The 12,680-nt window shown below is 71.9% G+C and carries 12 protein-coding genes and 1 tRNA gene; 6 read left to right on the top strand and 7 right to left on the bottom strand.

Features of this window, described 5'->3' with window-relative positions:
- Positions 1–5: 5 nt before the first annotated feature.
- The 3 genes from QSK45_RS03770 to QSK45_RS03760 form a co-directional block, all read right to left on the bottom strand.
- The gene (locus QSK45_RS03770) at positions 6–1,550 is read right to left on the bottom strand and encodes an acyl-CoA carboxylase subunit beta (protein ID WP_285553127.1); all 1,545 of its coding nucleotides are present in this window, start codon (positions 1,548–1,550) and stop codon (positions 6–8) included.
- 144 nt (positions 1,551–1,694) lie between these two features.
- Entirely contained in the window at positions 1,695–2,492 is a 798-nt protein-coding gene (locus tag QSK45_RS03765; RefSeq protein WP_285553126.1) for an AfsR/SARP family transcriptional regulator, read from the bottom strand.
- A 279-nt stretch (positions 2,493–2,771) separates the two neighbouring features.
- A tRNA-OTHER gene (locus QSK45_RS03760) sits at positions 2,772–2,866 on the bottom strand.
- Positions 2,867–3,042: 176 nt separating this feature from the next.
- Here QSK45_RS03760 and QSK45_RS03755 point away from each other — a divergent pair.
- From QSK45_RS03755 to fabI, 6 genes are all read left to right on the top strand, one after another.
- Entirely contained in the window at positions 3,043–4,050 is a 1,008-nt protein-coding gene (locus QSK45_RS03755; RefSeq protein WP_285553125.1) for a DUF2156 domain-containing protein, read from the top strand.
- 32 nt (positions 4,051–4,082) lie between these two features.
- Entirely contained in the window at positions 4,083–4,232 is a 150-nt protein-coding gene (locus tag QSK45_RS03750) for a hypothetical protein (RefSeq protein WP_285553123.1), read from the top strand.
- Between the two features lie 298 nt (positions 4,233–4,530).
- Positions 4,531–5,631, top strand: a complete 1,101-nt coding sequence (locus QSK45_RS03745) for a fatty acid desaturase family protein (RefSeq protein ID WP_285553122.1) — start codon at positions 4,531–4,533, stop codon at positions 5,629–5,631.
- A gap of 145 nt (positions 5,632–5,776) precedes the next feature.
- Positions 5,777–7,144 (top strand): MFS transporter, encoded by a 1,368-nt coding sequence (locus QSK45_RS03740; RefSeq protein WP_285553121.1) that lies wholly within the window; start codon positions 5,777–5,779, stop codon positions 7,142–7,144.
- Between the two features lie 28 nt (positions 7,145–7,172).
- Positions 7,173–7,502, top strand: coding sequence for a ferredoxin (fdxA, locus tag QSK45_RS03735; protein WP_285553120.1), 330 nt, complete (start codon positions 7,173–7,175; stop codon positions 7,500–7,502).
- Positions 7,499–8,266 (top strand): enoyl-ACP reductase FabI, encoded by a 768-nt coding sequence (gene fabI / locus QSK45_RS03730; RefSeq protein ID WP_285553119.1) that lies wholly within the window; start codon positions 7,499–7,501, stop codon positions 8,264–8,266. Before fdxA ends, fabI begins: the two co-directional genes overlap by 4 nt.
- A 57-nt stretch (positions 8,267–8,323) precedes the next feature.
- On the opposite strand, the gene serS is transcribed toward fabI, so the two are convergent.
- The 4 genes from serS to QSK45_RS03710 form a co-directional block, all read right to left on the bottom strand.
- Complete coding sequence (gene serS, locus QSK45_RS03725) at positions 8,324–9,601, bottom strand: serine--tRNA ligase (RefSeq protein ID WP_285553117.1); 1,278 nt, start codon at positions 9,599–9,601, stop codon at positions 8,324–8,326.
- A complete protein-coding gene (locus tag QSK45_RS03720; RefSeq protein ID WP_285553116.1) occupies positions 9,585–11,063 on the bottom strand; it encodes an APC family permease in 1,479 nt (492 codons plus the stop codon). The genes serS and QSK45_RS03720 overlap by 17 nt, the downstream gene beginning before the upstream one ends.
- A 159-nt stretch (positions 11,064–11,222) precedes the next feature.
- Complete coding sequence (locus QSK45_RS03715) at positions 11,223–12,443, bottom strand: beta-ketoacyl-[acyl-carrier-protein] synthase family protein (RefSeq protein ID WP_285553114.1); 1,221 nt, start codon at positions 12,441–12,443, stop codon at positions 11,223–11,225.
- Positions 12,443–12,673: a phosphopantetheine-binding protein gene (locus tag QSK45_RS03710; protein WP_285553113.1), complete on the bottom strand. Its 231-nt coding sequence runs from the start codon at positions 12,671–12,673 to the stop codon at positions 12,443–12,445. Before QSK45_RS03710 ends, QSK45_RS03715 begins: the two co-directional genes overlap by 1 nt.
- Between the last annotated feature and the right edge of the window lie 7 nt (positions 12,674–12,680).

The raw sequence follows: 12,680 nt of genomic DNA, 5'->3' as shown, positions 1-12,680 counted from the left end.
CTCCGTCACTGAGGGGGGTTTCCGTGTTTGCGGGCGGGGCTCTCCGCGTGTTTCGTGCGGAGCATCGCCAGCGACCTCACCAGGACCTCGCGGGTCTCGGCGGGGTCGATGACGTCGTCGACCAGGCCGCGTTCGGCGGCGTAGTACGGGTGCATCAGCTCGGACTTGTACTCCTTGACCAGCTCGGCGCGGCGGGCCTCGGGGTCCTCCGCCTCGGCGATCTGACGGCGGAAGATGACGTTCGCGGCGCCCTCCGCGCCCATCACCGCGATCTCGTTCGTCGGCCAGGCGTACGTCAGGTCGGCGCCGATCGACTGGGAGTCCATGACGATGTACGCGCCGCCGTACGCCTTGCGCAGGATCAGGGAGATGCGCGGCACGGTGGCGTTGCAGTAGGCGTACAGCAGCTTCGCGCCGCGGCGGATGATGCCGCCGTGCTCCTGGCCGACGCCCGGCAGGAAGCCCGGCACGTCCAGCAGGGTGACCAGCGGGATGCTGAACGCGTCGCACATCTGCACGAAGCGCGCGGCCTTCTCGCTCGCCTCGATGTCCAGGACGCCCGCGAGGACCTGCGGTTGGTTGGCGATGACGCCGACCACCTGGCCGTCCAGCCGTCCCAGCGCGCAGATGATGTTGCGCGCCCAGCGCTGGTGCACCTCCAGGCACTCGCCGTCGTCGAGGATCTCCTCGATCACCTTCGTCATGTCGTACGGCCGGTTGCCGTCCTCCGGCACCAGGTCGGCCAGCGCCTCGCAGCGCCGGTCGGCCGGGTCGGCGCACTCCACCCGCGGGGGGTTCTCGCGGTTGTTGCCCGGGAGCATGGACAGGAGGTAGCGGACCTCCTCCAGGCACGTCTCCTCGTCGTCGTAGGCGAAGTGGCAGACGCCGCTCGTCTCGGCGTGCACGTCCGCGCCGCCCAGGCCGTTCTGGGTGATCTCCTCGCCCGTCACCGCCTTGACCACGTCCGGGCCGGTGATGAACATCTGGGAGGTCTCGCGGACCATGAAGACGAAGTCGGTCAGCGCGGGCGAGTACGCCGCCCCGCCCGCGCACGGGCCCAGCATCACGGAGATCTGCGGGATCACCCCGGACGCGGCCGTGTTCCGGCGGAAGATGCCGCCGTAGCCCGCGAGCGCGGTCACGCCCTCCTGGATGCGGGCGCCCGCGCCGTCGTTCAGCGACACGAGCGGCGCGCCGGCCGCGATGGCCATGTCCATGATCTTGTGGATCTTGGTGGCGTGGGCCTCGCCCAGGGCGCCGCCGAAGATCCGGAAGTCGTGCGCGTAGACGAAGACCGTTCGGCCCTCCACCGTGCCCCAGCCGGTGATCACGCCGTCGGTGTACGGCTTCTTCGCCTCCAGGCCGAAACCGGTCGCCCGGTGCCGGCGCAGCTGCTCGACCTCCTGGAAGGAACCCGGGTCCAGGAGCAGCTCGATCCGCTCCCGTGCCGTCAGCTTGCCCTTGGCGTGCTGCGCCGCGGTCGCCTTCTCGCTCGGGCCGGCCAGCACGCGTTCGCGTATGCCGGCCAGTTCCGCGATGTGGGACTTCATCTCTGCCTGCCTCTGCGGTGAGGTGACGTGACATCGGACGCCGCCCGCCGGGGGCCGCCGTGACGGCGCCCCGGACCCGATCGTGACAACGCGGTCTGACCGGGCGCTGACGGGCCGCTTACGGCCACCGGCCCCTTCCGGTGGTCACACGGGTTGCAGGGCCGACGGAATGCGCGGATCGCCCGTGAGCGCCGGATCGTGCGACAGGATCGCCAGCTCCACCTTCCGCAGCGCGGGCGACGGCTGTATCCCCAGCTCCTCGTCGAGCCTGCGGCGCATCCGGCGGAAGACGTCGAGTGCGTCGGCCTGCCGGCCCGAGCAGTACAGGGCGATCATCAGCTGCTCGCAGAAGCGTTCCCGCAGCGGGTGGTTGGTATGGGCCTCGGCCAGCTCCGCGAGCAGGGACGCGTGCCGCCCGAGCCCCAGCCCGGCGTCGAAGCGCAGCTCCATCGCCCGCATCCGGTACTCCTCGTAGCGCGCCCCGGCCAGCTGGCACAGGGTCCCGCCGGGGAACCCGCCGAACACCGGCCCGCGCCACAGCGCGAGCGCCTGGCCGAGCGTCCGAGCGGTGTGCTCGGCGTCCTTCGGCCCGGCCGACTCCGCCTGCCGTACGGCCCGTACGAACTCGGCCGCGTCCAGCTCGCCCTCGCCGACGCCGAGCCGGTAACCGGCCGGGTGGATCGTCACCCGGGAGGCCGGCCGGTCCGGCTCCAACGACCGCAGTCTGCGGCGCAGCCGGCTGATGTGCGCCTGCAGCGCGTTGGCCCGGCGGTCCGGTAAGGAATCGCCCCACATCTCCTCGGCCAGGCTCTCCCCGGACACCGGCCGGCCCTCGCTGACCAGCAGGGTCTGCACCAGCGTGCGCTGCAGATCGCCGCAGACGTCCGCCTCGCCGGTGGCGGTGCGTATCTCCAGCGCGCCGAGAACGGAGAACCTCAGCATGTCTTTCCCCTCGATGACAATTCCTCGCCGACGGTGGTTTTCGGAGTGGTGCTGCCGTGAAAGAAAGAACGGGTGAACGCGCCGTGCCCCGGCGGGCCTCGACCGGCCCGCCGGGGCAACTGCTCCGCCGGGACGGGGGGCGGCCGGCGGTTCCTGGGCGGTGCCGGTGCTCGAACGCCTCATGGCAAGTACCGGCTGGGTGGAGCCGAATTCACGGACGGATGTCTGCGATTCCCGTCCGCCCGGGGCGGGAAGTGCGTCCGGTCATGATTCCGGCCGTGGCGGAGAGGGCAGGATTCGAACCTGCGTGGGCCGGTCAGGCCCGACCAGTGCGGTGCACACGGTCCCCGATCAACCACTCCGGGCACCTCTCCCCGTGTCCGGTCACCGTTTTCGGCGCCGTTCACGTCAACCACATTGGCAGTGCGGGCTGACGGAATGCTGACACGCTTCTGACACGGGTAAATGAATACCCAACTGCTCTTTTCCGGAGCGACGTCACGGTGCTGTACTCCCTTTGACGGAAAACGCTCCCGAAAGGGGTACGGGAATGACCGCTATCACCACCGAGACCGGCACCGACAGTCGGATTCTCGATGCGATACGCGCCCACACCACGAGCGAGAACCCGAGTTCCTTCCTCGCGCTCAACAGCGGAAACAGTGTCTTCACCGTCCCGGGCGCGGACGGTGTCGTCGTCTACCGCCGCACCGGCCGCTGGGCGGTCCAGTTCGGCGGCCCCTTCGCCGCCGAGGAGGACTACGACACGCTGCTGGACGCCTTCCGGAGTCACGTCCGGGACGAGGGCCTTGGCCTGGTCGGCGTGCAGCTCCAGCGCGCTGACGCCGAGCGGTACGCGGCACGCGGCTGCGTCGTCAACCAGATCGGCGCCTCCTGGGCGGTCAGCCTGGCGGACTTCACGCTGCGCGGCACCAAGTTCATGCAGCTGCGCAACAAGATCTCCCGCGCGCTGCGCAACGGACTGCAGATCCAGGAGGTCGACGCGGCCGACGTCGCCGACGCCATCGCCGTGATCGACAAGGCGTGGCTCGGCTCCAAGGGCGGTGCGCACCAACTGGAGTTCCTGGTCGGCCAGATCGGCGGTCCGGCCCAGGCGCAGCGCCGGCTGTTCAGCGGCACCATCGACGGCGAGCCGGTCGCCTACATCTCCTACTCGCCGGTCTACGGCAGCCGAGCGGGCTGGATGCACGACCTCAGCAGGCGCGTCCCGGAGGGCTCCCCGGGGCTGATGGAGGCCATCAACGCGCACGCCATCGAGGTCTTCCGCGCCGAGGGCGTCGAGTGGCTGCACTTCGGATTCACGCCGTTCACCGGGCTCGACGCCGCGCACGAACTCGACGGCCACAGCCCGGGGTTCCAGTGGCTGATGCACGCCCTGTGGGCCGAGGGCGCCGCGCTGTACCCGGCGCAGACCCAGCTGTCGTACAAGCAGAAGTGGGCCCCCGACCTGCTCATCCCCGAGTACGTCGCCTTCGACGGGCCGCAGGCCTCGCTCCCCGGCTTCGCGCACGTCTTCCGCGCCTGCAAGGCGTTCTGACGCAACCCACCCACACGACAGGAGACCAGGACATGAGCCAGTCCACCGAGGAACTCTCGCACGCCGTGGTCGAGCAGCTGATGGCGGTCATCGGCGCCCCCGACGACGCGCAGGTCGCCGACGCCGCCGACGCCGCCGTACGCGCCCTGGACGAGCGGCTGCGCGCCGAGGCGGCCGCCTGAGCGGCCGCGCCGCCCGCCGCCCGGGTGCCGGCCGGCGGGCCGGGCCTGGCCCGATCAGACCGGTATCAGTGCCACATCAGTGGCGCACGGAACGCTGGACGTACGTTCGCCCGGTGGTCCGGGTCCGGGAGTACCGCACTGTGCTCCCGTCGCCCGGGTCCGCCGGGCGGGCCACAGCCCGCGGCGGTGACCCCACGCGGGAGCTGAAGTCGACTCGCGGCGCCCGCAGGTCCGCAGGTCCGCGGGGCAGCGGCGCCGCCGCCCGCAATCGGGCACATTCTCCCAAGGAGAGCAACGCATGCAGCGTCCGCACATACAGGAAGCCGTGGCCGCGGCCGCGCCGGGCGGCGAACGCACCGGTGCCTCGGCCACGTTCGCCGAACTGCTCAAACGGGTCAAGGCCGAGGGTCTCCTCGACCTGGACCCGCGCTACTACGTGGGCAAGCTCGCCCTCAACACCGCCCTGCTGGCCGTCGGGTTCGTCGCCTTCTTCGAACTGGGCGACACCTGGTGGCAGTTGGCCACCGCCGTGTGGATGGGGCTGTGCGGCGGCCAGTCGGCGTTCATGTGGCACGACGCCGGACACAAGGCCATGTTCCGCAGCAAGAAGGCCGCCTCCGCGGTCGGGTACGTGCACGCCAACCTGGTCAACGGGGTCAGCTACGGCTGGTGGGTCAACCACCACAACCGGCACCACAGCAACCCCAACCACCTCGACATGGACCCGGACATCGGCCGGCGCACCGCCATCTTCGACATCAAGCAGTACCCGACCCGCAAGGGCACCCAGAAGCTCGTGGTGCGCTACCAGAGCGTGCTGTTCTTCGTGCTGCTGGTGCTCGAGGGCTTCAAGATGCTGAAGACCGCGGTCAAGTCCATCGTCACCGGCAAGACCAAGCGGCCCGTGCTGGAGACCTTCCTCATCCTGCTGCGCGCCGCCGTCTACCTCACCTGCGTCTTCACCGTCCTGTCCCCGGCGCTCGCGGTCGCCTTCATCGTCGTCCAGCACGCCTCCCTGGGCGTGTACTTCGGCATGATCTTCGCCCCGAACCACAAGGGCATGCAGGTCCGCGACGGCGAGGAGGAGACCCTGGACTGGCTGGAGCGCCAGGTCCTCACCTCCCGCAACATCCGCCCCAGCCTGCTGACCGACTTCCTGTACGGCGGTCTCAACTACCAGGTCGAACACCATCTGTTCCCGGCCATGCCGCAGAAGAGCCTGCCGCGCGCCCGCGAACTCACCATGGAGTACTGCGCCGAACGCGGCGTGCCGTACCACGAGGTCGGCTTCTGGGCCTCGTACCGCGAGGTCGCCTCCTATCTCCACGAGGTCAGCGCGCCGGTGCGGCGCGGTGACGTCGAGGAGCAGATCCGCCGCCGGGCCATGGAAGCGGCCTGATCCTCCCGAATCCCCTCGACCATCCCTCACCCACCCCCACACCTGGCCCCCGGGCCGCACGCCCGGGTCCGCCGGTGACCCGGGCGGTTCCTTCCCCAGAAGCACAGCGAAAGCTTGCGACGACAGCTTCCAAGGAGCCAGCCCCATGTCCCAGACCACCGCCGCGGCCGGCGGTCTCACCGCTCCCGCCCCGATCGGCGCGCGCCTGGACCGCATGCCGATCACTCCCCTGCACCGAAGACTCACCGCGGTCATCGGCGTCGGCCTGTTCTTCGACACCTTCGAGAACAACCTCTCCGGCACCATCGGCAAGGTGCTGCAGAGCGACTTCGGCTTCGGCACGACCTCGCTCAAACTCGTCCTGGCCTCCGCGTTCGTGGGCCAGTTCATCGGATCCCTGACGCTCGGCCGGATCGCGGACCGGTTCGGCCGGCGTCGGGCCTTCCTGATCAACCTGGCCATCTACTCGGCCTGTTCACTGCTCGGCGCCTTCGCGCCCAACGCCGCCTGGCTGATCGCGACCCGCTTCCTCGCCGGGCTCGGCATCGGCGCCGAGCAGGCCCTTTCCGACTGCTACCTGGCCGACGTGCTGCCCGCCGCCAAACGCGGCCGGTTCATCGCCTGGGCCTACACCCTCGCCTTCTGCGGGGTGCCCGCCGTCGGCTTCGCCGCCCTGTGGCTGGTGCCGCTGACCCCGCTCGGGGTGGCCGGCTGGCGCTGGCTGTTCGTGCTCGGCGCCCTCGGCTCCGCCGCCGTGTGGGTGCTGCGCCGGCAGCTGATCGAGTCCCCGCGCTGGCTCGCCGCGACCGGCCGCACCGAGGAGGCGGACCGCCTGGTGGCCCGCCTGGAGGCAGAGGCGGCCGGTCGCGGACTGACCCTGGCCCCGCCCGCCGCGCCGTCCGAGGCCCCGGAGCGGGACACCCGGCTGCGCGACATCTTCCGGCCCGGCCTGCTGCGCCGCACCCTCGTGCTGTGGGTGTTCTGCGTCCTGTCGGTCGTCGGCTACTACGGCTTCGGCACCCTCGCCCCGCAGATCGTCGCCGCCAAGGGCTACGGCCTCGTCGCCGGGCTCGGCTTCACCGCGCTCTCCTTCCTCGGCTACCCGGTGGGCTCCGCGCTCGCCCTGCCGGTCGTGGACCGCATGGAGCGCCGTACCCTCGTCGCCCTCTCGGCCGCCGCGATGGTGGCCGCGGGACTCGGCTTCGCCTACGCCGGGTCGGCGGAACTCATCGTGCTGTGCGGCTTCGCGTACACCCTGTTCAGCAACGTCTTCTCCAGCGTCTCGCACGTGTATCTCTCCGAGCAGTACCCGACCGAGATCCGGGCCACCGCCTCCGGTGCCGCGTACTCCCTGTCCAAACTCAGCGCGGGCGCCCTGCCGTTCGTGCTGCTGCCGGTCCTCGACGCGCACGGCCCCGGTGCGCTGTTCGCCGTCATCGCCGCCGCCATGGCCGTCCTGGCCGTCACCGTGCTGTCCCTCGGCGAGCGCACCACCGGTGTGGCCCTGAAGTGAACAACCCCTATCACCAGTGGAGTTGAACATGGCATACGTCATAGGACTGCCCTGCGTCGACATAAAGGACCGCTCCTGCGTCGACGAATGCCCCGTGGACTGCATCTACGAGGGGCGCCGCGCCCTGTACATCCACCCGGAGGAATGCGTGGACTGCGGCGCCTGCGAGCCGGTGTGCCCGGTGGACGCCATCTACTTCGCGGACGACCTGCCCGAGGAGTGGGGCGACGACCACGCGGCCTCCAACGCCGAGTTCTTCGCCACCCTCGGCTCGCCCGGCGGCGGCAGCGCGCTCGGTCCCCAGGACCACGACTCCCCGCTGGTGGACGCCCTGCCCAAGGGGGTGTCGGCGGCATGAGCGGCATCCTCGCGGGCAAGCGCGTCCTCGTGACCGGCGTGGTCACCGACGCCTCCATCGCCTTCCACGTGGCCCGGATCGCCCAGGAGGAGGGCGCCGAGGTCCTGCTCACCGGCTTCGGCCGGCTGTCCCTCATCGAACGGTTCGCGGCGAAGCTGCCGAAGCCCGCTCCCGTCGTCGAGCTGGACGTCACCGACCCGACCCACCTCGACACCCTGGCCGAGCGGCTCGGCGCGCACACCGACGGACTCGACGGGGTCGTGCACTCCATCGCCTACGGCCCCCGGGGCGCCTTCTCCTTCCTCGACGGCACCTGGGACGACGTCTCGACGGCCGTACACGTCTCGGCGTACTCCCTCAAGTCCCTGACCACCGCCTGCCTGCCGCTGCTGAAGCGGCGCGGCGGCTCGGTCGTCGGGCTCACCTTCGACGCGGCCGTGGCCTGGCCGCACTACGACTGGATGGGCGTCGCCAAGGCGGCCCTGGAGTCCACGAGCCGCTATCTCGCCCGTGACCTCGGCGAGTTCGGCATCCGCTGCAACCTGGTCGCGGCGGGCCCGCTGCGCTCCATGGCCGCCAAGTCCATCCCCGGCTTCGGCGAGCTGGCCGACGTCTGGACCACCCGCCGGGCCCCGGCCGGCTGGGACCTCACCGACCCGGACCCGGCCGCGCGCGGGGTGGTCGCCCTGCTGTCGGACTTCTTCCCGCGCACCACCGGCGAGATCGTCCACGTGGACGGCGGGGTGCACATGACGGGCGCCTGAGCGCGCACACGGGAAGGGGGCGGGTGCCGGTCCGGCACCCGCCCCCTTCCCGTGGTGTCACTCGGTCGCGCCGCCCGGCAGGATCCGCCGGAAGCCGGTGTACGGCTCCAGCGCCTTCGGCAGCAGCACCGAACCGTCGTCCCGCACGCCCTGTTCCAGCAGCGCGGCCACGGTCCGCCCGATCGGCAGCGCCGAGCCGTTCAGCGTGGCGGCCGGCGTCTTGCGCCCGTCGGCCCGCTTGACCCGGATGTCCGCGCGGCGCGCCTGGAAGGTGCCGCAGTCGGACACCGAGGAGATCTCCCGGAAGGCGTCACCGCCGGGCAGCCACACCTCGATGTCGTACGTCATCCGCGCCGAGAAGCCCATGTCGCCCGCGGGCAGCAGCACGGTGCGGAAGGACAGTTCCAGCCTGCGCAGGCACTCCTCCGCGTGCCCGACCATCAACTCCAGCTGCTCCTGGGCCTGTTCCGGCGCGCAGATCCGCACCAGCTCCACCTTCTCGAACTGGTGCAGCCGCAGCACCCCCCGGGTGTCGCGGCCGTACGCCCCCGCCTCCGCGCGGAAGCAGGGGGTGCGGGCGGTGAACGCGTACGGCAGGGCCCGCGCGTCCAGCACCTCCCCGGAGACCAGGTTGGTCAGCGGCACCTCCGCGGTCGGGATCAGGAACAGCTCCCGCTCGCCGACCTGGGTGCGGAACAGGTCCTCCTCGAACTTGGGGAGCTGCCCGGTACCGGTCATGGTGTCCCGGGAGACCAGGAACGGCACCGACTGCTCGGTGTAGCCGTGCTCGCGGGTGTGCAGGTCGAGGAAGAAGTCGGCGAGGGCGCGCTCCAGGCGGGCGCCGGCGCCGTGCGCCACGCTGAACCGGGCGCCGGACAGCTTCGCCGCGGCCGGCGGGTCGAGGATGCCGAGGGCCTCGCCGATCTCCGCGTGGTGCCGGGCGCCCGCCGCCGGACGCGGCGCGGGACCGCCCCGCCGTACCTCCACGGCCTCCTTCTCCGAGTCGCCGTCCGGGACGCCGTCCAGCGGCAGGTTGGGTATCCCGAGCAGCAAATCGGTCAGCGCGCCCGCGGCCGTGCGGGCGGCTCCCTCCGCCCGCTGCACCTCGGCGCGCAGCGCGCGGGCGGCCTCCTTCTCGGCCTCGCCGGGCGGACCCGAACGGCGGGCCTTCGCCGTCCGGTTCAGCTCGGTGCGCAGCCGGGTCACCTCGGCGTTGGCCGCCGAACGGGCGCGCAGCGCACCGCCCACGGTGTCGAGGTCGAGATCGTAGTGGCGGCGGGCCAGGCGGCGGACGGCCTCCTCGCCGGCCTCGATCAGCTCATTGGGATCGTGCATGGCGGTCTCCTGACGGGGCGAGGGCGGGGTCCGGGACGGGGGTGGCGGTGTGCCGGGTGCCGAGCAGCCGGTAGCGCAGCGGATGGGCCGTGCGCAGCCGGGCCGCCCAGAGGAGCCCGCCCACCGCCACCAGCGGCAGCAGCCAGGGCAGCGCGGCGATCACCTTGGAGGGGGAGCCGGTGAGCATGTCGAAGTTGCCGACCACCAGCCACACGGAGGTGGCGAGCCCCGCGAAGCCCAGCAGCGGGGCGAGCGTCTCCTTCCACCAGTGCCCGCGCCCGGCGCGCAGCCGCAGCCCGAGCACCGACAGCGCGGCCAGCGCCTGGAGCGTGACGATCCCGAGCGTGCCGAGGCCGAGCATGCTGGTGGTCAGATCGGCGTACGGGTCGAGGCCGGCGACCGCGAACCCGGCCAGCACCAGCGCGGTCACCACGCTCTGCGCGACGCTCGCCCGGTGCGGCGAGCGGTGCCGGGTGTGCTCGGCGCCCAGCGTCCGGGGGAGCAGCCCGTCCTGGGCGAGGACCTGGGCGTAGCGGTTGGCGGCGCTGTGCAGGGCCAGCGTCGCCGCGAACAGGCTGGTGCACAGCAGGACCTGGAGCATGGTGCTGCCCGCCGTACCGAGGAAGTCGTCGCCGAGCCCGAAGAACAGGTCGCCCATCTGCTTGCCCGCGACCTCCCGCACGTGGTCCGGGCCGATCGCGCCCACGGCCAGCCAGCTGGTCAGCGCGTAGAACCCGGCGATCAGCGCGGCGGCCGCGTACGTCGCCCGGGGCACGCTGCGCTCCGGGTCGCGGGCCTCCTTGCCGTACAGCGCCGCCGACTCGAATCCGATGAACGACACGAACGCGAACATCAGCGAGACGCCGACGCCGGGACCGGCGGCGGTGTGCGGGGAGAACGACGCGGCGGGCAGCGCGTGCAGCCCGTGCCGGACGAGGATCGCCACGTCCAGGGCCGCCAGCACCCCGATCTCGCCCAGCATCAGCAGGGCCAGCACCCGGGCGCTCAGCGCGATCTCCCGGTAGCCGAGCACCGCGGTCAGCACCAGCCCGACCGCCGCGCACCACTCCCACGACACCGTCAGCCCGTGGGCCGCCAGCACCAGCTGGGTGAAGTACCCGAGCGCACCGGCCAGCCCGATGGTCGCGCAGTTGTACGACAGCAGGGCCAGGTACCCGGCCGCGACCGCCGGCGGCCGTCCGAGCCCGTCGGCGACCGAGGCGTAGAAACCGCCGGACCCCCCGGTGCGCCGGGCGCTGACCGCGTACCCGGCCGAGAAGCACAGCAGGGTCACCCCGGCGAACAGGAACGCGGCCGGCACCCCGGCCCCGTCCCCGAACGCGAACGCGAGCGGAACCGTGCCGACCATCGCGGAGAGCGGCGCCGCGGCGGCGACGATGAGGAACAGGATGTGTGCCGTGCCGAGCCGCCCCGACACGGGCGGTGAGCCACTGGTGGACATGGGGACTCCAGATCTGGGGAGAAATGGGGACGTACGGGCAACAGCCGCCCGCGGTGCATCTCAGCGGACGGCTGTCGAAGCGCCCCGAAAGGGACGCGGGGAGTTACGCGGCGGCCACGAACGACCCGCGGCCGCCGTACCACGAATCGGGGCGGGTGCTCAGGCCGGTGCGATCGCCAACGCGGTGTTCTGCCCCCCGAAACCCAGCGAATTGCTCAGCGCCAGATCGATCGGCATCTCGGTCAGGGCCTGTGCCAACTTGATGTCCATCCGGGAATCCGGCATCACCAGGTTGGCCGTGGGCGGAATGAGTTCGTGCTCGACGCTGAGCACGGCGAACACGGCCTCCACCGCACCCGCCGCACCGAGGAGGTGCCCGGTGACCCCCTTCGTGGACGTCACCACCGGATCCCCGCGCAGCGTCCGCTGGATCATCCGCGCCTCGGACAGATCGTTCAGCGGCGTCGACGTACCGTGCGCGTTGACGTGCTGGACGTCGTCGGGATCGGCGCCCGCGTCGGCCAGCGCCGCGCGCACCGCCGCCTCGATGCCGGCGCCGTCGGGGTGCGGTGACGTCATGTGGTGGGCGTCGGCCGTCGCGCCGTACCCGACGATCCGCCCGTGGATGTGCGCACCACGGGCCCGCGCGTCCGCGACGCGCTCCATCACCAGGACCCCGGAACCCTCCCCGGCCACGAACCCGTCGCGGTCGGCGTCGAAGGGGCGGGAGGCGGACGCCGGGTCGTCGTGCCGCTTGGACAGCGCGCCCATCTGGGCGAACCCGGCCATGACCAGTGGGGTGATCATGGCCTCGCTGCCGCCGGCCAGCACGATGTCGCAGCGGCCGAGCGCCAGGAGGTCCCGCGCGGTGCCGATGGCCGTCGCGCCGGAGGCGCACGCGGTGGCCACCACGAGGTTGGGTCCGGTCGCCCCGAACTCGATGGCCGTCTGACCGGCCAGCATGTTCGGCAGCTGCATCGGCAGCAGCAGCGGCGACACCCGGTCCGCGCCCTGTTCGCGCAGCACATGGTGCTGCTCCTCGACGGTGCCCGGACCGCCGTCCGCGCAGCCGAGGACCACGCCCACCCGGGCGCCGTCCCAGGTCTGCGGGTCGAGGCCCGCGTCGGCCACCGCCTCGTGGGCGGCGACCAGCGCGAACTGCACGAACCGGTCCAGGCGGTGGGCCCGGCGTGCGCTGAGCAGGGCCTCGGGGTCGAAGCCGGGCACCCGGCAGGAGATCTGTACGGGGTTGTCCGCCAGCACCGGATCGAGGGCCGCGGCCGGCCTGCCGTCGCAGACCGCCGCCCAGCTCGGCCCGACCCCGATCCCGCCGGGGGTGACCAGACCGAGCCCGGTGACGGCGATGTCCATCGCGGCCATCAGACCTTCGCGCTCCGCTCCTCCATCAGCCGGACCATGTCGGCCACGGTCCCGGCCTCCAGGAGGTCGTCGTCGCTGATGTCCAGGTCCAGCTCGGACTTCAGCAGCAGCGACAGCTCCACGACGGCCAGCGAGTCCAGCTCGATGTCCTCCCGGGTGGCCTCGGGGGTGATGGCCTCGGGCGACACCTTGAGCTTGTTGGACAGGATTTCCTTGAGCTGCTCCAGCATGTCGGTT

The sequence above is a fragment of the Streptomyces hygroscopicus subsp. hygroscopicus genome, assembly GCF_030269125.1.
Taxonomy (GTDB): domain Bacteria; phylum Actinomycetota; class Actinomycetes; order Streptomycetales; family Streptomycetaceae; genus Streptomyces; species Streptomyces hygroscopicus_C.
The sequence above is the reverse complement of the archived record's forward strand: the minus strand, read 5'-3'. Positions and strand labels throughout refer to the sequence as shown.